The following is a 24537-nucleotide window of genomic DNA, read 5'->3' on the forward strand; positions in this document are numbered from 1 at the left end:
CCGCTCAGTTCCGCGCGATGACCAGCGGCAGGCGCAGGACCGCGTCGTCGCGCGCCGTGCCCTGAGGCTGGCCAAGGAACCGCAGATCGAAGTTCAGGGGCAGCATCCGGGTGCTCGTCCCGTCCCGCGCGGTCGATGCGCGGTTGTCGGCGCCGGTCGTCTGCACGAGCTCGGAGAGCACGTTGCCGCGATAGGAGCGCGCGGTGTCGACGGCGACATCCTCGAGCCTGCGGTTGACCACGAGCGTCTCGCTCTCGAGGCGCCGTCCCTCCTCCAGCGTGAACGTCACGCGGCCCGGCACGCGGATCCCGCCCACATCCTCGAGCGCCAGAAGCTGTGCATCGGCAGCGGGGACGATCCCGTCGAAGCGCGTCTTGGCGAAAAGGTCGAACCCGTTTTGGCGGAACCACGCCTCGGTGCCGATGACGACATCCTCGGCCGCGATGGACGGACCCGTCGTCGTGATCGTTCCGGTGCCGAAGCGACCGAAGGACACCGTGGCCGCGCCCTGCCGCGCGCCCGGACCGGTCGCGATGACGTCGAGATCGACGCGGGTGGCGGCCACGCCTCCGACGCCCGACAGGCGCAGATCGACGCCGTCCTCGGGCGTCTCGTCCACTATCCGCGCGCGGATCGCGTCGGCCTGCAGATCGGCCTCGCCCTTGATATGCGCGCGGCCCAGCGTCAGCGTCGCACCCGGCCCGCGCGCCATCAGGTGCAGCCGTTCGGGCGCCGGGATCTCGATGGTGCCATAGGGGTTCGGCCCCCGGTAGACGAGGGCGAGCGCATCCTCGTCGATCAGGTCCAGCGTTCCCGTCCCGAGGATATCGATGGTCATGTCGCCCGCGGTCGAAAGGGTCAGCGTCCCGCCCGCGCCCGGCAGGCCGACCGACAGCGGTGCGTTGGCGTCAGCGGTCGTCAGTTCCAGATCGCCGGTCTGGGCCACCGCGTAGCGCGCGTCGAGCGGTCCGGCCGCTTCGACATAACGGACGTGATCGCGGGCATAGAGTGTCAGGTCGCCACCCGTCGTGACATCGCCCCGGAACGCGCCGTCAGCCCCGTCGGTGAACGAGCCCCCGAAGGCAAAGAGCGCGGTGCGCGGCGCGTCCATCACGGCGGTGTCGCCGACCAGGTCGCCGCCCGCCGCAAGCGTGATGCCGTCGGCGGCGGTAATCGCCTCGACCGTGACGGTCCCATCCGCGAAGAGATCGACCTGGCCGCCCGGTGTCCGCAGGTTACGCAGGGTGATGGCGTCGGCCTCGTAGAGATGCAGATCGCCCGCCGTGACCTCCGCGTCGAGCGTGTCGAGTGCGACGGCCAGCCCCGACGCACCGGTCGCGGCACTGGCGCCGAGCCGCAGCGTCGTCACCGCACCCGCTGCGTTGGCGACGAGCGCCGGGGCCGTCGCGCCCGTCCCGGCGGGCCGCAGCGTGCCGCCGACCGTGAGGCGTAGTGCGTCGGTCGACGCGTTGCCCGTGGCGATCCGCCCGACCGTCAGGTCGCCGGTCACCCGGGCCGAGACCGGGCCGGTGGCAGCGGAGATCGACGCGCCCTCTGCCATCGTGACGTCCTGGTCGGCGACGAGGGCGATGGCGCCATCCGCCGCGATCCCGCCCGCCGCGACATGGGCGTCGCCGGCTGTGACGGCCAAGTCTAGCGCCGAACCCGTGCCCCCCAGCGCGATCCGTTCGACGGTGACGTCCCGGTCGGCCAGTGTGACGTCGACGTCCCCATCCGTCGTCTGAAGGTCGATCCGCGCGACACTGGCGCGATCCAGGATCATCGCCCCGCCGCTCGACAGCGCGACGCGCCCGCCGCTCTCGATCCGCGTGGCCGAGAGGGTGCCGGTGGTCGAGAGGACCGCCTCGGACGCCGCCACATCGGTGGAGGCGAAGCTGCCGATGGCGAGGTGGCCCGTGTTCGAGAGGTAGAGCCCCAGCGCGCGATCCGCGGGTGCGGTCACGGTCGGGCCGTAGGACAGGCGAGCGACCTCGGTCGTCAGCGGCAGGGCCGCGCCGCCGACCGTGCCGCCGCTCTGCAGCGTCAGCCCGCCGCCTGCGACCGCGACGCCGGTGGCCGCCGTGACGTCGAGGTCGCCATCGACGTCCAGCACGAGGTCATCGGTCGCCGCGAACCGGATCACATCCGCCCCGCGCAGCGCCACATCGGCCCCGCGCCGCAGCGCCAGCCCGCCGCCCGCGGCACTGTCGAAGCGCCCGAGCACGAGGTCGGCGGTCGAGAACACGTCGATCCCGCCCGTCCGCGACAGCAGGTCGACCTGTCCGGTCGACCCGTCGGCGAGGCGCAGGCCCAGCGGCGACGCCGCCGTGCCGATGGAGGCCGCGGCAATCACGATATCCGAGGCGATGATCCGGTCGTCCGCACCCGTGCCGCTGGACGTGACCGCGCCGTCGGCCCGAAGGTCCAGCACACCGCCCGCGAAAGCCGAGGCGATCGGGATGTCCCCCGAAAGCCCGGCCGTGGCGGGCGCGCGCATGAAAATGTCGGTGCCTGCCCGGACCGTCAGCCCGCCCCCCGCGAGGACACCGACGCTCAGGGGGTCGCTGGCGCTGCCGATCCCGGCGTCAAGCCCGGATTCGAGGACGACGTTCCGCCCGATCACCGAGATCGGAACCGCGCCGGTCTGCGTCATGGTCCCGCTGATCCGCAACTCGACCGCGGCCTCGCCCCGGATCGACGCGATGCGGGCTGCCGTCTCGGCGGCGAGGTAGATTTCGTTGGCCACGCTCTCGGCCGTCAGCGTGCCGGTGATCGCGCCGGTCGGGTCCGCGACGAAGGCGAAGTTCACGTCCTCTTCCTGGCGGATGGTCGTGTTCCCGGCGGCATCCTCGCCCAGGTCTTCCTTGTCGGCCACGGCCAGCGCGGCGATATCGGCCTCGGTCAGCGACGCGCCCGCGACGGGTTTCACGATCACGTAAGGATCGCGGATCTCGCCCACGCCGTCCCGTGCGGTCAGCACGATGTCGCCGGGTGCGGTGACGTTGGGCGTCTCGATCCGAACCTTGGTGTCGCCCGTCTCGAGCACGAGGCCGCGGCGGATGCTGCTGGTCAGGTCGGCGATCGTCCAAGCGTTGCCCCCGGTGACGCCCGCGATCTCGGTCGCGCTGGCCGCGTATCGGTACGACGCATCGAACGCCGCGTCCGCATTCCATTGGTCGTAGAGGTCCTGCTGGCCCGCGATATAGGCGTCGACGGCGGCATCGCCCTGGGTGCCAGCGCGCATCTGCGCCTCGACCGAGGCATCGAGCGCGAAGGTCAGGTCGCCGGCGCCGCCGGCGGCGGTGCGACGGGCCCAATAGGCGCGGTAGGCCGCGGTGTTTGCCTGTTCCAGCGCGTCGATCTGGGCCGTCCGGCGGGCATCGAACGCCGCCGTCCCGGCGGTCAGGCCCAATTCCTGCGACCAGAGATCGTTGAGCTGCGCCAGCGTGCGGGTGTCGCGCTGCTCGACATTGTTGCGGTCGAGGAGGCGACCCCCTGCCGCGTCCAGCGTGACCGCCCCGGTGATCGATGCGACCTCGCCGAGGCCCAGATCGCCCGCCGCGTCGCGGATCGACACGTCGCCCTGCGCGGTGGCGTCGAGGCGTCCCTCCTCGGTGTCGATGCGCAAGGCCTCCGGGCCCGTCGCACCCGCACGGGCGATGCTGCCGGAGCGCGCGGTCAGACTTATGTCCGAGCCCGAGATGCGCGCCGTGGTGGTGTCGGCTTGCAGGATGCTGCCCTGCGCCTCGAGCGTGATGGCCCCGACCTGCGCCCCGAAGGGCGCGGCCCCGCGCGCCGTCGTCGAAATGGTGCCGACCCGCAGGTCGCCCGTCGTCTGGAAGAGGTCGATGCCGTTCGCCGCCGACGCGTTGAGCGTCGCGCCTTCGGTCAGGTCGAGCCGCATCGCCCCGCGCACGCCGCCGATCCGACCGGACCCCGCGCTGAGCGACAGGTTCCCGACCTTCAAATCAACGCCCGGCTGTGCCGTCAGGATGGACCCGGCCCGCGACGTGATCGCGGTATCGGAGAACCGGTTGCTGACGTCTTCGGACAGGATGACGTTGCCGCGCGTCGTGATCGACGTATCGGCGACCTGCGACCCGGAGAACCGCACCGCGATTTCGTAATCCGCCTTGAAGCGATGCTCGTGGCGCTCGGTCTCGAAGAACAGCGCCGAGCGGCGGTCGATGATCTTGTGGCGGCCGTTGAGCTCGTCCTCCACGGCGCGGAGGGTCGGGTCGATATCGTAGAGCAGCGCATAGTAGCTCTGGTCGCCGGGATAGATGTTGAGGTCGCGCGTGAAGCCGGCCGACGGCCCCGACTTGTTGACCGGCGTGACAGGGAGGTCGCGGCTGGCGTCGATCTCGGCGTAGAGGCTCGGGTCGATCTGGATGGTCTCGCGCCGGCCATTCGCAAGCGTCACCTGGTAGGATCGCGCGCCCGGCGCCAACCGTGTGTTCTGGCGCGTGTAGTCGTAGCGGTAGGCGTAGTTTCCGACCGATGGGGCGATCTGCGGCGCGTCGAACTGCGCCGACGCGAGATCCCGCGAGGTGCCCGCGACGATCCCCGCATCGGACTCCGGCACGAGCGCCTTGCGATACCACGCGCTCAGCGCCAGTTGGCGCGACGGGGTCCAGCTGCCGGTCACGATGGCGACGTCGTACTGGTCCATGCGGACGAGATAGGTCTCCTCGGTGATCGCGACGTAGTCCTGCCCGCGCGTCGGATCGTAGAACAGCGTGCCGCCCGCGCCGATCTTCGAGGCCGTGATCTCCCGCGCCGGGCGCAGCAACTTGTTCTGCGTCGCGGGGTCGGTGTATTCCTCCAGACCCCCGCTGCCGTCGGCCGCGAGGATGTTGTCGTAGACGCTGATCGCGCCGCCGACGCTGCGGTAATCGGTCGTCAGGAACTGGCGGCGACCATCGACCGTCAGGTTCGACAGCTTCGAGAGGTCGGTGATCCGCACGAGCCCGGCCAGCGCGGTGCCGTTGGCCGATCCGCCGAGATCAACGGAATGCAGCACGACATCCGTCATCGCATCCGATGTCAGCGTGAGCGAGCCGTAGCCGTCCACCGCCTCGAGCACGCCTGAGCCGGTCGAGACGACGCTCGACGTGATGTAGATGGCGCCGCCCCGGACGCGCATGTCCTCGATCTCGATCTGGTCGGTTTCGTAGTTGTAGAAGATCCGCGCGTTGGTGTTCGACGAGATCTGGTCCGTCCGAACGACACCGGGCCGGAACTCGGAGGTAGCGCTGTCGAGGCGGACGCGCCCGGTGCCGCCCTGTGCGCGCAGGTTCGCCACGACCGTGTCGATCCCGGCGCCGATATCGACGACATAGGCGCCCGTCCCCGCCCGGATCAGGGTGTTGATATTGGTGTACTCGGCCAGAAGCGTCAGGTCCCGCCCCGCCGAGATGAAGCCGAGGGGCGGAAGCGTGTAGAAGCTCGCGACCGGGATCGTCGCCGTGCGATCGTAACGCGACACGTTGCGTCCGAAGCCCACGACGAAGGTGTCGTAGAGGAAGTCGGAATAGCTCTCGGCGCCGTTCACGAGGTTGCGGTAGGTGACCGTCGGCGCGCCGCCCTTGTTGTCCACGCCGGGGATCGGGTCGACGTTGATCGAGCCGAAAGGCGCGGTCAGGGTCACGTCCTCGGCGGTGATCGGGGCGCCCTGGTTGATCGACCCCAGCTCGGTGTTGATGATGACGTCGCCCGCGTAATTGGCGAGCTGTCCCAGTACGTCCACATTGCCCACCGCCGCCGGCCCCGGCGACCCCGTCGACGGCTCGTAGGTCAGGACCGCGATGGTGTTGGCCCCATCCACGAGGCGGCCATAGCCGACGTCGAAATCGTAGAGCGGCGAGCCTGCTGCGATGTTGGCCTGGTTGAAGGTGATCTCGCCGCCTTCGACATCCGTGATCTCGAGCCCGCTGACGTTGAGCTGCGCGCCCGAGGTGGACTGGATGCGGATATCCGCCTCGCCCGCCGCGTAGAGCGATCCGGTCGCACCTCCGGTCAGGAAGTCGCCGGTGATCCGGACACTGCCTTCGGAGGCGCGCAGGTAATCGACGGTGATGACGCTGGACGTCTGGCCCGCCAGCTCGGCGCGGCGGGTGAGCAGCACGGCCTGGCTCGCGGTATAGCGCGCGGCGTCGGCGGCGGAGGTCGCGGGGTCGTCGATGAGATCCTGAAGCTCCGCGATCCGTCTTGTATAGAGGGCACCCAGATCGACATCCCGCTCGACCCGGTAGAGGCTCGGGTCCGGCGCGTCGGCGTCGCGTTCGAAGATGCCGCTGTCGAGGCTCGTCTCGACCTGGCTGTTGTCGAGCACGTCCGCCTCGTTCAGCGCGAGGATGCGGCGGGCAAAGGCCCCGGCGCGGACCTCGCCATCGACCGTCGCGGTACCGCGGCCGGTATCGGTGCTTGTCCCGCGCTTGATATCGAGGACGAGCGAGACGCCCGCCAGCGACGCCGCATCCGAGATGAGCTCGCGGTAGAAATCCTTGCCGAGGCCGTAGCCGACGACGTTCCGCTCGCCCGCCGTCGCGTCGATCGTGATGTCCTGATAGGCGATGACGCGGGCCGCGGCCCCGATATTCACCTCGGAGGCGAGGTTGGCCGTAGCGTCCGCGATCGGGTCGATATTGATCGGGATGGCGGTCCGGTTGAAGGACCGCGCCTCGGCGTTGACGTCGATCTCCTGCGCGCCGCTGCGCCCGTAGCCCGCGCGGAGCACGATGTCGCTGTAGGACAGGAGATCCGCACCGGGCCGGATATTCACTTGGTTGATCGCATTGAGCGTCGCGTAGGTCGAAGCAGATGCCGTGCCCGCCAGTCCGTAGGAGGTCGAATGCGCCTCGGCGCGAATGTCCGAGGAGCCGCCGGCATAGATTTCGAGGTCGCCCGACGCGATCAGCCGGGCCGCCCCGATCTCGACGCGCCCGACCTGTGTGACGTCGACATCGCTGCGCCCGATCGGCGAGGCCAGCGCACCGCCCGCGTCGAGGATCAGCTTGTCCTTGATCGACAGCGTCGTCTCGGACCCGATGAAGAAGGACCGCGCGCGGTTCGGGTCGCCGATCTGCACCATCAGCGCGGCGTCCTCGACGGTCACGTCGGTCGCGAAGCCCGCGTCGATATCCGACGAGATGGCCGCCAGCGCGATCCCGCCGCCCGAGGCCGACTTGATGTTGTAGGGGCCCGTGGGCCGGGTCAGCTTGGAGGTCGCGGCGATGGTGAAGGCATTCGCATAGGCTTCGGTGCGCCCGCCGATCAGCACGTCGACATCGCTCGCGATGCGGCTGGTCGCGACCGCGCCCGACACGCCCAGCAGCGCCGCACTGGTGTTGTCGAGCTGGCTCTGGAGCGAGACGTCCTCGGAGGCACGGACGCTCAGGCCGCCGTTGAGCCGCGTGGATTCGGGGTCGAGCGGGTTGCCCGCCGTCAGGACCACGCGGCCTGCGGCACCCGCGCGGGTCGCGCCGACGGTGGTGCGCGTCTCGGTATCGACATGGGTACGTGCCTCGGCCCCCGCCCCCGCGGCCAGACCGCCCGACCCGGAGGTCACGTCGACCGTCACGGCCTGGCGATTGTCGCTTGCGACGTAAAGCGTGCCGAACGTGCTGATGGCGCCGCTGTCGATCTCGGTCAGGACGCGGCCTCGGCGCCCGTCGCCCTTCTGGCCCGCTTCGGCGATGACGACACCGATGGCCAGCGCGCCGGCCGTGATGCCCGACGCGGTGGCCTGGCTGCCATAGCCCGCGGCGCGCGTCTCGATCAGCACGCGGTCCACCCCGAGGATCGCGGTCCGGCGATCCGGATCGTCCCCGTCCTCGACCCGCGTGCGCGCGGTGTAGTTCGACAGCGCCCGCGCCACCGCGCCGCCGCCCGCGACGATCCCGCCCGCGCCCGCCGTCGCATCCGCCACGACGTTGGTGCCGCGCGCATTCGACAGTTCCGTCAGGATCTCGACATCGACGGCGGCGATCCGGACGCCGCTCAGTGTCGTCGTCAGAACCGCGTCGCCGCGGGCCTCGGCAGTCGTCACCCCGACGGCCAGCGCCCCGAGCGACAGGCCCCGCGCCGTGGCAATGCTGCGCGCCGCACTGGTGTTGCGCAGATCGAGCGTCCGGGCGTCGATGGTGGCCCGCGTCAGGGCGATCCGCGTGGCCCCCCGCGCCTCGGCGGTCGAGATCGCGCCGCTCATACCCGCGAGCGTCCCGCCCTGCGCGCTTTGCGTCGTGGCCGACACCCGGCTGTCATCGTCCGCGGCAAGGGTGACTGCGCCGCTGTTGATCACCGCTTCGGGACCTGAGCCGCGCCCGATCTCGATGCCGGAGGTGCCCCGGTTATTCGCGGTGGCGATGGCCGCGCCGATCGACGCGGTCGCCGAGAGGCCGATGCTCGTGACCTCGGCCGCGACGGTGTCGGCCCGGCGACTGGTGATCGCGACCGAGGATTGAAGGGCCGCGGCGGGATCGCTCGTCGTGATCGCCGCGCCATAATCGGTGGGGGCCGTGTTCCCGATCCGGACCCCGTCGGCGATATCGACGCCGGTCCGGGTCGCGACATCGACCACAACGAGGCCCGCGCCCACATTGCCGAACGCCGATGCGGCGGCGGCGAAGACCGTCGCATCGACCGTGTTCACGCCGGGCCGCGAACCACTGGTGCTGGCAATCGCGATCGCCCCATCCGAAAGGATTTCCGAGCCTGTGCCGACCGCGACCGTCGCCGTCGACGACAGCTGCGTGACGCCGACCGCCGCCGAAAGGCTGGCCGCCGACGCCGACACGACGCCCACGCGCTGGGACAGGCCGTTGGCGATGTTCGCGGCGATATCGATCCGGTCCGTGGCCGTGAGTATCGCGTTCGCGCCGATGGTCACGCCGACATTGTCGGTCCGCCCGCTCGTCCCAATGGCGAGCGTGGCCTGATCGGCCTCGACACCGGAGGCCGCACCGTCAGCGCCTGCGCGCGTGGACATCCCGCCCAGCGATCCGGCGCCGCCACCCGATGTCGGATCATCCGCCAACGCACCGGTTGCCGCGCCGACCAGTGCCGCGCCCTCGCCGCTCGCCTCGGTCGCGAGGCCGCCGACATTCAGGATCGAGATCGCCGCCGTCAGGGTGCCGCCGCCGACGCTGGCCATGCCGACCTGCCCTGTCACCTGGCGGTCGGCGGTGGCGTCGATGTCAAGGCTGCCGCGGGCGGTCAGCCGGGCCTCGTCCCCGATCAGGACCGACGCATTCCCGGCGAAATCCACGTATTCCAGCGATCCGCCCGCGCCCGCACCGCCCGCAGCGAGGACACCCACATCATTCGTCAGACGCGTCTGTTCGGTCGCGGCGATGGACACGTCGGAGCCGGTCACGGTCTGCGCGTCGCCCAGATCGACCAGCGCGCGGCTCTCCACCAGGTCGATGGCGCTGCTGAACGCGACGAAGCCACCGCCCGCGGCACCCGAGATCGCGGTGTTGGTGACGACGTTCTCGACCGTCGCGGCGATCTCGACATCCCCTTCGGCGGCGATCACGCCGGGGATGTAGGTCGGTCGGATGTCGCCGAGGATGCCGTCCGGCCCGACGACGTCGCGCAGGTTGTAGCGCAGCTCCGTGGTGCCCCGGCTGCGGACCTCGGCGGAGGCGGCGAGCACGTTGACCAGCACGCTCCCCGCGCCAGCCCCACCGCCGCCGGCGACATTGCCCGCCAGCCCCGTGATGTCCGAGGCGGTCGTCGCCGTCACCGCCGCTGTGCCGCGCGACGTGATCCGCGCGCCCGCCAGGTCGATCAGCGCGGCGCTGCGGATGGCGCTGTAGGCCACGCTTGCCGCGCCCGCGGCCTTGCCCCCGGCGGCCCCGAAGGACATCACCGAAAGCCGCGACGACACGTCGGCATTCACGTCCACGGCCGACGATGCGCCGATGCGTGCGGTGTTCACGCGCACGGTCGCTGTGCTGTCGATCAGCGTGCCCGTACCCGATGCCCCGACCGATGCCCCCCCGGACACGGCGGCCGCGACGGCGAAGGTGTCGGCGGCGTTGGACACGCGTGCGGCCACCCGCGTCGCCTGCGCCGCGTCGGTGGCCAGTGTGCCGCCTGCCGCAACGCCCAGTGCGCCGAGAATGTCGAGCGTGCCGCCGAGCTCCGAGGCCCCGGCGGCATCGAGCGTGGCGAGCAGGTTCAGCTGGACGTCCCGCCCGTCGCCCAACGTGACCAGCGCGTCGTCCGACAGGGTGTTGTAGACGAAGATCCCCGTCAGCGCCGCGTTGCCTGCCGCTGCCGCACTGACCGCCAGCGCCTCGACCTCAGTGTCGGCGAAGGCGTCGAAGGTGGCACCCCGGCGCACGCCCAGCCGCGCCCCGAGGTCGTGCGCCGCCAGGCCGAATGCCTGTACCACCGCGGCATCCGTGATTTCGGTCGTGACGCTGTTGTGGGTCCTGTTGATGGTGATGGACGCGCCGATTCCGGCGGTGCCGCCACCGCTGAGAGTGCCGTTCGCATTCGGGATTGAATCGCCGCCGCCCAGAAGCGTGATCCCCGTCTCGGCCTCGGAGAGAAGCGCGAGGCTGCCCCGCGCCATCAGGAGAGGCGCGCCGATGCCGGTGCTGTCGCGCACCCGCGTGGCGACCGTGTTGGCGACGTCGTTATAGGTCGCCGTGCCGTTGATGCCCGCCGTGCCCCCGATCGCCGCCGAAAGCGCGAGGCCCGAGGCCGTGACTCGGGCCGCCGAGCGTGCGGCGAGGTTGCCGCTCGTAACGATGCGGCTGCCGTCGAGATCGGTCAGCACGTCCATGCCCGTCCGGTTCACCGCGATGGCGAGGCCCGCCGCGCCCGTGCCCGACTTGCTGACGCCCAGCGCGCGCGCGGTCAGCGCGGCCGCGCCCAGCGACCCGATCTCCACGCCGCCGCCCGTGACCTGCGACCGGCGCAGGATCGTCTGTGCGCCCCCGTTCTGGATATTCGTCGTGATCGCCATGCCGAGGGCCTTGGTCGATCCGACCGAGAGCGCGCCGCCATAGGCCCAGAGCGCATTGCCGGCCTCGGACGCGATGGCGATGGCGGGGCCGTCCGCGTCCGTTTCAGTCAGGCGCGTCTCTGCGCGGCCATTCACGGTGTTGACCACCGCAGCGCCCGCCAGCGACAGCTTGCCCAGGCCCGCCGCCGCCGCGACGCCGTAGACCTCCAGCTCGGTCAGCGACCGGAGCGAGAGCGCACCGCCCGTCAGCCGCGCCCGCGTCGCGTCCAGCAGCGCATCGCGGTTCGATACGTTCACCGCCACGCCGAGACCGGCGCTGGTCATGCCGCCCGCGCCGTAGGACACCGCGCCGGCGACGCCGAATTGCTGGCCCGTGTTCGCCGCGAGCACCGAGGTCGTCGTCTGCGTCGTCACGACCGCATCGGTCAGGCCCACGCGCGTCTCGCCGCCCTCGAAATTCGTCGTGACCGATCCGGCCAGCGTCACGAGCGCGTTCTTTCCACCCGCGCCACCCACCGCGACGTTGACGCTGCGGGCCGCGTCCCGGGCCTCGGCATCGACGCGACGGCCGTCGATCGTCACGCCGCGCAGCTCTACGCGCGTGTCGCGTTCATCGGTCTTGACGGCGACGGCCCCCGCAAGCGCGCTGGCCCCGAGATCCAGCCCCAACCCATAGGCCACGCTGCCCGCAAGGCCGATATCGAGCGCCGTATTGTCCGCCAGAAGCGCCAGATCCTCGGTCAGTTCGATGCGCGAGGCCGTGGTGATACTCGTCAGCGCGTCGTTCGTGCCGAAAAGGTTGAGCACCACCGCGCCCGACACCGCCCAGCCCGCCGATCCCGTGGCGCCGCCCGCATCGGGCGCGGTCTGGTTGTCGGCCTGCGCCTCGATCGCCGCGGCGTCGTCGGCATCTAGGAAGGCGGTCGGCACCGCCAGTTCCTGGTCGTTGTCCTCGGCCCCCTCGGCCGCCGATCCGGCCGCCGACCCTGCGACCTTCGATCCGGCCAGCGCGCTGCCGAAGACGAGGCCCGTATTGCCCGCCCGAAGGCTGAGCGAGCGGGCCGAGATCACGCTGTCGACGGTGGCTGCCTGCAACGCGGCGCTGTCGCTGCGACCGATCTCGGCCCGCGTGTCGCGCCGCACGAGGTTGGCCACGCCGGACGCCCCGAACGCGATGCTGCCGCTGCCGCTCTTGGTGCCCGCGAGCGACAGCAGCATGCTGCGGTCGATGGCCTCGATGCGGATATCCTCGCGCGCCGTCACGCGGGCCGTCTCACCCAGGCGCGCGACGGTCGTCGTCTCGAAGAGGTTCGCCGCCACCGAGCCGTTGATCGAGGCCTTCGCCGCCGATCCGCCCGCGCGCGCCACGCCGATCTGGATCACGTCCGTCTCGGCGAGGATGTTGAGGTCGCGCGCCGTGATGACCGTGCCCGAGCCGACCTCGGCCAGCACGGAGCTGAGCATTCGCGGCACCGAGACGGTCGCCCCGATCAGGTTCGACGCGGTGCCCGAGGGCGCCAGCTTCGAGCCCCCTTCGGACGCGGCGGACATGTGCGTGAACACCGCCTCCTGCCGCGCGCGGACGGTGACGTCACTGGCGGTCGTGACGCGAGCGCCGTCGGCGATCCGGGCCACGGTGGAATTGTCCGTTTCGAAGACGTTGATATTCGCGCCCATGGCGTAGCTCTGGTCGTTGCGCGCCGACGCCGCCTGCACCGATTTCGAGCCGGTGGAGGTCGTCGCGAACACGAGACCGTCCGTCGCGTCGTCGAGATCGGGCAGGTCGCCGGTCCCACCGGTCACGAAGCCCGGATCGATGGTCGAAAGCTCGTCCATGAAGACGGCCCAGCGCTGCCGGAAATTGGTCAGCTGCTCGGTCGTCTGGTATTGCGTCACCGCGTCGACCGTCACGTCGGCGGCCGTGACCGTCGCATCGGTGCCGATCTCGGCCCGGACTTGGCCGGCCATCTGGGACATCGAGAAGGCGCTGACGAGCACCGTGTCCGTCCCCTGCTCCGGCCCGCGCCCGAGGCCCGGCAGGCGGGAGATGAAGCTGCTGACGTCCTGCGTCTGCGCCCGGACGGTCCGGTTGAGCGCTGCGCCGCCCTCGTCGAAACGTCCGAACCGCTCGGTCGCGGCGAGCGTCAGCGCACCGCTCAGGTCGACGGTCGGCGCGGCCAGCGTCACGTCCGCGCCGCTGCCCGACGGGTCGCGATAGCTGCCGCCCAGCGTGGCGAAGGTCTGGGCGGTGTCGATCTGGATGTCGAAGGCGAGGCTGGTGGCGAGCTTGTTCTTCGTCGCATCCTCGTCGCTGCCCTCGCCCTGCAGGCGCGACCGCACGGCGATGGCCGCGACCTGCCCGGCGGCCGCCGCCGGCGACGTGGTCGCCAGCGATCCCGCCGTGTCGGGCCCGCCCAGCGTGCTGACGGTTTCGCTGGCGGTCTCAAAGCGGATCGTCTCGGCCATCAGGGACATATCGCGGGCGGCGATCTGGCCACCGATGGCGGCCTCGGTGAAGCTCGACCCCAGCGAGACGGTGACCGCGACCGCGCCCTGGCCGCCATTGCCCGCGCCGACGCGATTGGTGATCTCGCGCGATTTCCCCGTCAAGGCCGCGGCGCGCAGATTGCCGTCGCGCGCCGTGATCGAGCCGCCGCGCACCAGAAGCTGGTTGTGGCTGTTCTGCGTGTTCACGACCGTCGAGGCCGCGAACCCGCCCAGGCCGGCGGTCACCAATTCGATATCGACCGCCTCGCTCACGCTGCTGGTCAGCGCGATGTCGCCCGAGATTGCGGTGAGCGCGCTGTCGTCGATCCGGACAGTGGCCGTGACATCGGTGACCGACGTTGCCGCACTCAGGACGAGGGCCAGCGGGTCGATTGCGACGTTCACCTCGGCATTGGCGTGCACGTAGAGCGACTGGGTCCGCGGATCGAACCCGTTGGGCAGCCGCGTCAACGCCGACAGCGGATCGCCGGCAAGCGCGGTGTAGCCACGCGTCTGCATACCATCGGCGCGCAGGACGCCATTGTCGGCGATATCGCCCTCGACCGCATCGGGCGCCATCGCCGCGAGCCCGGCCCCGGACCAGTTGCCGCGCGCGGTGAGGGTCGAGTTGGTTATCGCGATGGTCGCGTTCGCGTCGAGATCGCGGATCTGGAGCGGCGCCAGTTGACCGAACGCATCCGCGCCCGTGCGGGCGAGGGCGTCGAACCCGTCCGAAAGCAGGGCGAATGCCGCGGTGATGGCGCCGTCATCCTCCTCGGACTGGTCGATCTGCCCCTGCACCGCGGCGGCGGTGGCGTCGTCGATGCTGTTGCTGCTTGCCGCCAGCGCGGAGACCACGATCGCCCCACCGGTCAGCGTAGCGCCGGTCACCGCGATGGTGGCGGTCGCGCCGGTCTCCGCGACGGGCAGGCCGATCTCGGCCCTGGTCTGGTCGGCCAGAATCGCGATCAGGCCGCCGGCATCCGTGCCCGCCACATCCGCGTCGAGGGCCGCGCCGGCCGCCACGTCGATGGAGGGCGCGATCAGCGAGAGATCACCGCCTGCCATGGCGGAGGTCGTGTCGATCCGGGCGTTGGCCTCCACGGCGATCGCGCCGCGCGCCAACGCGGCCAGGTCGCCGCCGCCGGTCGTCGTCGTTCCCGCGAATGCGATGTCGCGCCCGTCGAGCAGCGCGCCCCCCGCGGGGCCGAGATCCATCGTCGCGCCGAAGCGGACCGATGCCCCGCTGACATAGAGAAACCCGCCCGAGCCGCCCGCCGAGGCCGCGTCGACCGTGCTGCCCGCCTCGAATGTCAGCACGCTGTCGGGCGCGCCCACGAAATCGCCGTCCTCGGCGCCGCCGAAGAGGATCGTGCCGCCGTCGAGTGCCATACCCGACACGTCGAGCACCGCGCCCGACCGGATCGCCAGCGACGAGGTGACCGCGCCGTTGATCTGTCCGCCGCGCCCGCCGCGCGCCGCCCGGATGGTGCCGCCGACCGACGCGCTGCCCGCGCCGAAGCGGATGACCCCGCCCTCGACCCGCGCGCCGGTGGCCTGCGGGATGCCGCTGGTATTCACTGCGACGGGGACCGAGCTGCCCTCCTGGTCCGGGGCGTCGACCGTGACCGACCCGTTCAGGACCAGCGCCGCGCCGACATTCAGCTCCAGCGCCGTGACGTTGACGATGGAGCCCGGCGCGAAGGTGATGTCGGCATCGGCCAGCGGCTCCTCCCCGGCCATCAGCGTGTCCATCGCATCGCTGCTGCCCGAGAGCACATCCGCCCCGAACGCCGCCGTCGCCGTCGACATGATCAGCGTGTTGGCATTGATCCGGCCCGTGCCGCCGACGACGAAGCCATTGTGGTCGAGCATGAAGACCCGGCTGGAGTTCACGCCCGCCGCGTCGCCCGCCTTCGAGGTATTGAGCGTGCCGTCGATCCGGCTGGCCGCCCCCGAGGCGTCGTTGACAACGTTGACCAGCGCGACGGTCCCGTCCGGCTGCACGAGGTTGACCGTCTCGCCCGCCCCGATATCGAAGCGCCGGAAGGCGTTCAGGGCGACGTTGTTCGAGATGGAGCCCGTCGTGATCGTGCTGATGGTGGGATCGGTGGCATCGACCGATATGGTGGTGTCGGTCAGGCTCGTGCCGGCACCGCCCGCGCCTTCGGTCAGTTCGACCTGCGCCCAGGCAGGCAGGATGGAGGACACGACAATCGCCGAGCTGGACAGGAGACCTGTCAGCCCGCGCGCCAGCGACGCGATCCGGATACGATATGTCGGGCGGGCCGTCATCTACTCCGGGACGCGCAAGGCATCGAGGCCGGTCTTGAAGTCGGTCATGTCGACCCGCGTGACGATGGGGTTCGAATTCACGTCCGCGCGGTACCCGAAGAGGATCGCACCCGACGCGTCCAGCGCCTCCAGCGCCGCTGCATCCAGCGCCTGGGCCGCTTCACAGACATCGCCGAGGCAGCGCTGCCAGACCATTTCGATCTGATCCGCCTCGGCATCGTCCTCGGGGCGGAAGACCGCGCCGCCGGGCAGGTAGACGCCGATCGGCACCTGCGCGAGGAGGACGGCGCCCCCATCCTCGGTCGGGAAGGCGATCAACCGGGCGACCAGCGCGTCGCCCTGCCGCAGCTTTTGTTCCTGCACGAGGCGGCAGACATTGCGTGCCACGGTCACTGCCTCGCAGGTCACGAGCCAGTCGCCGAACAGCGTGTTGTTGGCCACCTCGGCCGGGCCGTCGGGGGCCGCGCCCTCAGCCGTCGCATCCTGCGCGGCGAGGGGCGTGGCGAGGAGGGTCGTGGCAAGTGCGAGCGCCGCGATCCGGCTTGTCCGCTGTGTCATGGGAACTCCGTCCATTGCATGTTCAGAAGGCATAATCCGCGCCCAGATAGAGGCGCGGGTTCATATCGGTGAGGCCGGTCGCCTGGACCAGCGGGACGCCCACATACCCCAGGAGGCCGACCTTGCCCGACCCGAGCCGTGCGCCGACCCCGGCGGAGGCGAGGAAGTCGTTGCGATCCGCCGTGCCCCCCGGCGCCGCGAAGGGCCGGATCAGGGCCATGTCGACGAAGGCGAAGGGCGAGAGGCTGGCCGTGTCGAGGATCGACGGCGCCTCGTCCGTTTCCGCGAAGCACGGGGCGGGACAGGCCAGTTGCAGGCGCGCGACCGCGCCGCTGTCGCCGCTGCGGATGTCCTTCGGGTAGCCGCGCAGCGAGGCCGAACCGCCCGCCGCGATGCGCCGCTTGACCGAGAGGTTCTGTCCCTCGGCGATCTGCCAGTCGACATCCGCGTCGAACACGTAGCGGGACGACACCCGGCGGGCATAGCTCAGGTCGCCGTAGAGAAGCGCGAAGGGTCCGTCGGTCAGGCTGGCGCTGCCGGTATCGACCTCGCCCAGCTTCACGCCGACCGACAGCGACCAAGCCGAGGCCGCGCCTTGTCGCCGGTACCCGATGCCGAGATCCAGCTCGACCAGTTCGCCCGCCTGCAGGGGCGTGCCCGCCAGAGCGGATTCCGACGTCTCGACGTTCACCGCCGCCTGCCACGTCCAGTAGCGGTCGCGCCCGATGCGGAACGGCTGGGCATAGCCGATCGACAGGCTCGCCTCGTCGGTCTGAACGTCGAGGATGCTGAACTCGCCCCGGACGACCTCCGTATGCGAGACCGATGCGGCGAGATTGACGCTCCCGCCGCGCAGGCCGACGGGCCGCTTGTAGAACACCGACAGCGCCTCGCTTCCGGCCGTCGCGGCCAGCCGCGCGGTCAGGGTATCGCGCATCCCGGTCAGGCTGCGGACGGTGCCGGTCAGCGACAGCTGGTTCCGCCCCAGATCCTCGACCGCGAAGTTGTCGTAGGACGCGATCCAGCTCCAGCGCGCCGGCTCCTCGATGGTGACGACCGCCGATGCCGTGCCCGTGGTCAGTCCCGGTGCAAAGGTCAGCCGCGGCCGGATGTCGTAGGCGATGTCGAACAGGCGCAGGTCGCGCGCGAGCGTGTCGAAATCGGGTTTGGCGCCCACTTCGGTGGATAGCCGGTCGAGGACGAATTCCGGGCGGGTCTGCTCCGCGCCCTCGACCCTGACCGTGTCGATGGACGCTTCGACCAGCGTCAGGCGCAGACGGCCGTCGACGACGTCCTGCGGCTCGATGATGGCACGGGCGGTGACGATGCCGCGCTTGAGATAGAGCGCCTGCACCGCGTCGAGCATCCTCTCGACATCGGCGAACACGATATCGCGGTCGAGATAGGGCGCGACGGCGGCCTGCAACTCGTCCTCGGCGAGGTAGTCCGACGGCGGGAAGATCACGCCCGAGAGCTGGAAGGTCTGCGCGACGGCCATCGCGGGATTGAGGAACAGCAACAGCCCGACGCCCCACGCAAACGTGATCGCCAAGCGGGCCGAACGAGCCCGAACACGCAGCCGATTGAGCCGTCGCACGTCGCTTCTTCTCCGTACCACCGTCAGACGCTTGCGGCGTGACCTCCCCAAGTCACTCGCAACAAACGGGTTTCCTTCAGGGCCGCTATGTATCGTGGAAAGGGGGGCAAAGTTGTGATGCAATTGCACCAAGGCGCCCCTATCGGCGCCCGTTCCCATCGGAGTATGCCCTAACGGCAACATGCCGGTCCGGAGCCGTTCGCCCCCATGCCCCACGCGCCACAAGATCTGAGCGGTGCCCTCGCCTCCTACGACGAGAGCCTGTCGCGTCTGGAGCGGACGATCCGGGACTTCGAGGATGTCGACATGACGCCCGGCGGCAGCCCTGATCTCGCGGACCGCGCGCAGGAGATGCTCTGGGCCTTCCTGTCGCCGGGCGAGCTGCACCGCCGCGCGGGTGGCGCGTCCGACATGCTCGACAGTTCGCGGATCGGGGCCGCGATCATCACCGCCTCGGGCCTGATCTGCGAGGCCAATGCCGCGGCCGAGAGGCATGACGGGCTGACGGTCGGCCGGACCCTCGCCGATTGCGGGATCGAGCCGGTCGGCACCCGCGTGTTCAAGGCGCTGTCGCTGAGCCCCGAGGCCGATGCTTCGCGCAGCCACCAGATCGCGCAGATCCACACGCGCAGCGCGACCGGCGGCGATAGCGGCGTGCGAACCGTTTTCCTGTCGCCGCAGCCGGTGGCGGCGGGCACCGATCCGCGCTGGCTCATGATCCTGTCGCCGCCACCGGTCCCCGACGAAGCCTTCGCCCTGATCACCGAAGCCTTCGGCCTGAGCGAGACCGAAACCGCCATCGCCATCGCCTTCGTGAGGGGCCAGAGCCTGCGCCAGATCGCCGATCAGCGGGACCGCTCCTACGCCACGATCCGCAACCAGTTCCAGGCCGTGCTGGAAAAGACCGATTGCGCGACTCAGGTGGACCTCGTGCAGCTCGCCACCAGCCTGTCGCTGATGCAGGGCGCGGTCCGGTCCTTCGAGGGTCGTGCCGCCGCCCCGGCGCGTATCGATGCGGCGGACATCCCCCTGCGGCTGCCCCGCCCCGGCGGGCGGCAGCTGGAGGTGCGGATCGACGGCGATCCGGGCGGGCGACCCGTCCTCAACCTCTTCAGCCTGTTCGGGCCGGGGGTGACGCCCGCGATCGCCCGCAGGCTCCGCACGCGTGGCATCTGCCTCGTCAGCCCGTGGCGGCCGGGTTTCGGCGGCACCGACCGGCCGCGCGCCGCCGAGGATTGGAACGCCTGTTTCGCAAGCGACGTCCGTGCCCTCCTCGACGGCCTCGAAATCGAGCGCTGCGCCGTACTGGCCCGTGCATCGGCCTCCCAGAGCTTCTACGAACTTGCCCTCCGACTGCCGGATCGGATCGCGCGCGGCACGGTGGTCAACGGGCTCGTGCCGCGCCGGTACATCGCGGGCAAGCGCGCCGCATCGCGCTGGACGACCACGCTGATGAGCGCGTCCTTCGTGTCCTACCCCGTCGCGCGCATGATCCTCGCGGCGGGCGAGAAGCTGCTGCGCCGCTCGGACACGGTCAGCTTCCTTCAGAAGATGTACGACCATTCGCCCAGCGATCGGGCCGCGCTGGGCGACCCCGACGTGGCCGCCTCGATCCTGAACGGCGTGGCCGACGTGGTGCGGCAGGGCCTCGATGCGGGCGTGAACGACATCGTATCGGGCTTCGCCGCGTGGACGACCGATCTCGGCGCGCTCGAAATGCCGATCACGCTCTATCACGGAAGGGACGACCCCAACGTGCCCTTCGACAGCGTCGCGGAATTCGCGCGCGACAACGGCCAGTGCATGACACTCGTGCCCGAGGACGGGGGCGGACAGCTCTGCTTTTCGCATATCGACAGGGTGCTGGACCTCGCCGTGGGGGATGCCCCCCACGCCTGAGGACGCGCATGGCCTAGCCGCGTCCGGAGGCCAGGATCAGGCCCAACCCCGCAACTCGGGCGCGGTCGAGTTCGGCGCGCAGATCGACCTCGGCCCGCGCGGAAGTCTCCGACCCGAAGCGCAAGCCCGCCACGCGGATCGCGAGATCGACGAGACCCAGCGGCTCCTGCGCCGCGAAGGCCCGGAGTGCCGCGACGTGACGCCGCGCGGTCTCGGCGTCGTCGTCCTGCGCGGCCGCCTCGAGCGCGAAACAGTGAAACTCGATCGCGACCGGCCCCATGGCCCCGGCCCGTACCCGCGCGCCGGCCGCATCCAGAAGGTCGTGCCGGGTCGCCGCATCCGGCGCGGCCAGCGCCCCGAGCGCCAGGATCGTCGGCCCGTTATAGGGGCTCTGACGGGCGGCGGAGAACAACGGCTCGAGTGTCCGGAACGCGCGGTCCGAAGACCCCTCGCGGAGCGCCAGCCAGCCATTCATCATCGCCACGTCCGCCACGAAGCGCGACTCGGGGTCCCCTTCGGTCAGGGCTGCGACCCGCGCGATATCCTCGCGCGCCGCGTCGAGGTCCAGTGCCATCAGCCGGATCTCGGCCCGCACGTCGCGCGCCATCATCTCGGTCCGCGCCGCACCGGATTCGACCGCGCTCTCGACGGCGAGATCGGCCAGCAGATGCGCGTTCGGGCCTGGCTCCGCGAAATGCAGGGTGTAGCCGCGCATGAACGCGTATTCCTGATGCGTCAGCCCCATGCCGCCCGCACGGGCGAGGTCGACCGCGCGCTCGAAATGCCCGAAGGCGGTGCGCAGGCGGCCCGAAAGGACATGCGCGTCGCCCAGGCCCCCATGCGCGCGTGCGATGCCGCGCGGATTGCCCGACATCTCGGCGGCGGCCAGCCCGCGCGCATGTTCGGCCAAGCAAACAGCGGCGTCCCCCGCCACGAAGGCGCGGTTGCCGCGTTGCTCGTGGATTTCGGCCCGGCCGATCCCCGACAGGCCGATCCTGTCCGCGATCGCCTCGGCGTCGTCCAGCGCGCGGTCCGCCTCCTCCCCCTGCCCCAACCGGTGCAGGATCAGCGCGCGCCGGACCAGCATGGCGACCCGCGTCGTGTCGGAGGTGGCGACTGCATGGGCGTCGCGGTAGTCGGCGAGGGCGCCGTGGAGGTCTCCGCGCATCCGGCGAATACCCGCGCGGCAGGAATGCAGCTCCGCCAGCGCCTCCGGATCGCCGCCGCGCGCCAGTCCGGTCTCGATATAGCTGCCCGCGACACCCATGCGCATCTGGCCGATCATCTCGTTGGCGGCGGCGGTCGCGGCACGGCAGGCATCGGCATCGTCCCCGGCCAGCGACGCATGATGCGCCCAGCGAACGGCATCGCGCCCGCGATGATGGGCGGCGGCGCGCCCGTGCCAGTCGCGCCGCGTCTCGTCGGGGATGGAGTGATAGATCGCCTGCCGGACGAGATCGTGCCCGAAGGCCAGCCCGGCATCCGCCGCATGCAGAAGGTCGCCCACGGGCCGCGGCGCGGGCATGTCAGGGAACACGCCCCGCGCCTCGTCCGGGTCGAAGGCCGGCCCGAGGATCGACGCGCAGCGCAGCGCGGCCCGGTCGGCGGGGGGCAGGCCCTCGATCTGCTCCATCACGAGACCGGTGACGCTGTGCGGCAACGCGCCGGACCGCCAACCCGCCTCCAAGAGCCGCAGGAGGAACAGCGGGTGTCCGCCCGCGCGGTCCAGCACCGCCGGGTCCCGCGACTGCGACGGGGCCGCGAGTTCGGCGAGGCGTGCGGCCTCGTGCGGGGCCAGTGGCCCGAGCGCCAGGCGGACCACCCCGATCCGCGCCCGTGCCGCCAGCCGTCGTCCGAGATCGGCGCCATGCGGCCGCTCGGTCAGCACGAGCGCGACATTCGCTGCACCCAGCCGATCGGTCAGATCGAGCAGGAAATCACCGATGCCCGGCGGCGCCCAATGCGCATCTTCGATCGCCACCAGAAGGGGGGACATCGCCGCCGCGTGGATCAGCGCGCGTGACACGAGACCGACCATCCGCCCATGCCGCGCGGCCCCGCCGAGCGCGGTCAGCCGCAGGTCCGCGTCCGGGCGAAGGGTCTCGCCGCGCAGCCACGATAGAAGCGCCCGCGTGGTGTCGTCGGTAATCTCGTCATCCGACAGGGGCGGCAGGCGGGAGGCGAGGTCCTGCGCGATATGCCGCCCCGACCGGGCGAGCGGCTCGAACCCGACCTCGATCACCCGCGCGCCGCGATCGGCCTCGCGCCGCGCGATCTCCTGGAGGAGGCGGCTCTTGCCGATCCCGGCCTCGCCGCAGACGTGGATCGCGAGGCCTCTGGCCCCCTGCCGCGCGGCGCCGAGCGCGGAGTCCACCTGCGCAACTTCAAGCGACCGGCCCACGAGCGGCAGACCGGGTCGCGCCTGCGTTCCCCCGGAACGGAGGGGCACCGGCGTACCGTCAGTGGCCAGAAGACCCAGCCGCGGTGCGAGATTGGGATCGATATGCACCTCGCCCGGCTCGGCGCGCGCGGCGACGCGGCGGGCGCGCGCGAGGTCGCGGGCCGTCCCGCCCGTCGCCTCGATCAGCCCCAGGGACAGCGTACCACGCGCGCCGCTCGCCATCTCGCGGGCGGCGGCGGCCACGGCGCGCAGCGGTGCATCGCTCCAGATCGCCGCGCCCTCGCCCGCGCCGCAGTCCAGCAGTCGCCCGCCCGCCTCGGTTACGGCAGCGGCGAAACGGGTCCAGTCGGCACCCTCGCCCGCCTCGATCGCCGAGAGGAGGAGCGAGGGCTCGACCGGGGCCGGGGCCTCGGACGGTGGTGCCGATGCGCCTTCCGCCGTCGTCTCCCGGGCGCCGTGAAGCCGAGCCATGAGCGCCGAGGTCTCCGCCTCCGGCTCGGCCCCGAGATCGCGGCGGAGCGCGTCGCGCAGCGTGTTGAACCGGGCGCGGGCCGCACCCCGCCCACCCCGCGCAGCCTCGGCGATCATGAGACGGCGATGCGCGGCCTCGTCAAGCGGATCGAGCGCCAGAAGGCGGTGCGCCGCCTGCACCCCTCCCGGCCCGTCGCCCGCCCGCGCGATCTCGCGGCGGAGCGCGCCCTCCGCCAGGCCCGAAAGGCGCGCGCGCTCGGCCTCGACCGCCGCGGCCAGTTCCGCGCCGTCCGGCAGCGTGCCGTCGAGGAACGGTCCCGCGTAGAGCCGCCCCGCCTCGGCGTCGTCGCCCCGTGCCAACGCCTCCGAGAAGACCCCGAGATCCGAGCTGCAATCCGGCCCCAGCCGCAGCGCATCGCCGTCCGCGACGACGATCCCTTCGCCCGCGGCGCGGCGCAGGTGCGCCACCGCCTGCCGCAGGCTCGCCCGCGCCCCGGCGTCATCGGCATGCTCCCAAAGGAGCGCCGCAAGCCGCGCGCGTGGCAGCCGGTGCCGCCGGGCCGCCGCCAGGAGCCCGAGCAGGATCTGGGCCTTGCGCGCGCTCACCGGAGCCGGCGCGCCGCCCGAAGACAGCGCGAACCCCCCGAGGCATTCGATCCAGACGGACATCGCTTTCACGCCCCTTTCACGCGAGCCCGCCGCCCGCGTTCACACTCGCCCCCGTAGGACGTCGGACAGGAACATTCCCGAATGAAGGACCACCGACATGCCTCTCCAGATCGCCCGGTTGCTGCTTCTGGCCCCGACCGGATCAGCGTCCATCGGCCCCCGGATCCGGACCGGTCGTCCCGTCCGTTCGCAGGCATGGTGACCGAGATGACCAAGACCCGCAACGACCTGCCCCAGACCCGCGGCGAGACCCTGCTCACCGACTCCGGCCTCGAGACGACGCTGATCTTCAACGATGGCTTCGACCTGCCGCAATTCGCGGCATACACGCTCCTCGAGACGACCGAGGGGCGCCGCGCACTCAAGTCCTACTTCCGCCGCCACCTGGCGATCGCGGCCGACCACGGGGTGGGGTTCCTCCTCGAAGCGCCGACATGGCGGGCCAGTCGCGACTGGGGCGAACGCCTCGGCCACGACCCGGACCGGATGGCGCGGTTCAACCGGGACGCCATCGCGCTGCTGGCGGATCTACGCGCCGAGACGCCGGCCGTTCGGCCCGTCGTGATCTCGGGCAATATCGGCCCGCGCGGCGACGGGTACGTGCCCGACACCGCGATGACCGAGGACGAGGCGCAGGCCTATCATGCCGAGCAGATCGGCTGGCTGGCCGCGACCGATGCCGACATGGTGACCGCCGTGACGCTGGGGACCGTGGCCGAAGGTGTCGGCGTTATCCGCGCGGCGCGGGCCGCCAATATCCCCGTCGTCGTCTCCTATACGACCGAGACCGACGGTCGGCTGCCCGACGGCACGCCGCTGGGTCAAGCCCTCGAGGAGACAGACGCGCGCACCGACGGCGCGGCCGCCTATTTCATGGTGAACTGCGCGCATCCCGACCATTTCCGCCCGGCGCTCGAGGCGGGGCATGGCTGGCTTGCGCGGATCGGCGGCGTGCGCGCCAACGCCTCGCGGATGAGCCATGCGGAACTCGACGAGGCCGAGGCGCTCGACGACGGCAACCCCGCCGAACTCGGGCGCGACTATGCCCGGCTGCGGCGACTCCTGACCAATCTCACCGTGCTCGGCGGCTGCTGCGGCACAGACCACCGCCATGTCGAGGCGATGGCCGATTGCTGTCTGCACGGCACGTCCGCCTGACCCCGCCACCGAGGAGAACAC

At 71.2% G+C, this 24537-nt stretch carries 6 protein-coding genes; 2 read left to right on the top strand and 4 right to left on the bottom strand.

The window, feature by feature from the left end; genetic code table 11:
- Positions 1 to 4: 4 nt before the first annotated feature.
- From ACK8OR_RS07925 to ACK8OR_RS07935, 3 genes are read right to left on the bottom strand one after another with little or no spacing between them, the layout of a single operon-like run.
- Positions 5 to 15763, bottom strand: coding sequence for a beta strand repeat-containing protein (locus ACK8OR_RS07925; protein ID WP_410188873.1), 15759 nt, complete (start codon positions 15761 to 15763; stop codon positions 5 to 7).
- Positions 15764 to 16321 carry an invasion associated locus B family protein gene (locus tag ACK8OR_RS07930; protein WP_410188874.1) on the bottom strand — a complete coding sequence of 186 codons (558 nt, stop codon included), beginning with the start codon at positions 16319 to 16321 and terminating at the stop codon, positions 15764 to 15766.
- A 22-nt stretch (positions 16322 to 16343) separates the two neighbouring features.
- On the bottom strand, positions 16344 to 17873 hold the full coding sequence (locus tag ACK8OR_RS07935; RefSeq protein ID WP_410188875.1) for a ShlB/FhaC/HecB family hemolysin secretion/activation protein: 1530 nt from the start codon (positions 17871 to 17873) through the stop codon (positions 16344 to 16346).
- Between the two features lie 252 nt (positions 17874 to 18125).
- Between ACK8OR_RS07935 and ACK8OR_RS07940 the strand changes: the two genes are divergently transcribed.
- Positions 18126 to 19817 (top strand): hypothetical protein, encoded by a 1692-nt coding sequence (locus ACK8OR_RS07940; protein ID WP_410188876.1) that lies wholly within the window; start codon positions 18126 to 18128, stop codon positions 19815 to 19817.
- Positions 19818 to 19830: 13 nt separating this feature from the next.
- On the opposite strand, the gene ACK8OR_RS07945 is transcribed toward ACK8OR_RS07940, so the two are convergent.
- Positions 19831 to 23358, bottom strand: a complete 3528-nt coding sequence (locus tag ACK8OR_RS07945; RefSeq protein WP_410188877.1) for an AAA family ATPase — start codon at positions 23356 to 23358, stop codon at positions 19831 to 19833.
- Between the two features lie 207 nt (positions 23359 to 23565).
- Here ACK8OR_RS07945 and ACK8OR_RS07950 point away from each other — a divergent pair, with 207 nt between their 5' ends.
- Complete coding sequence (locus tag ACK8OR_RS07950; RefSeq protein WP_410188878.1) at positions 23566 to 24516, top strand: homocysteine S-methyltransferase family protein; 951 nt, start codon at positions 23566 to 23568, stop codon at positions 24514 to 24516.
- Positions 24517 to 24537: the final 21 nt, after the last annotated feature.

It is taken from the genome of Jannaschia halovivens (genome assembly GCF_046452375.1).
GTDB lineage: Bacteria > Pseudomonadota > Alphaproteobacteria > Rhodobacterales > Rhodobacteraceae > Jannaschia > Jannaschia halovivens.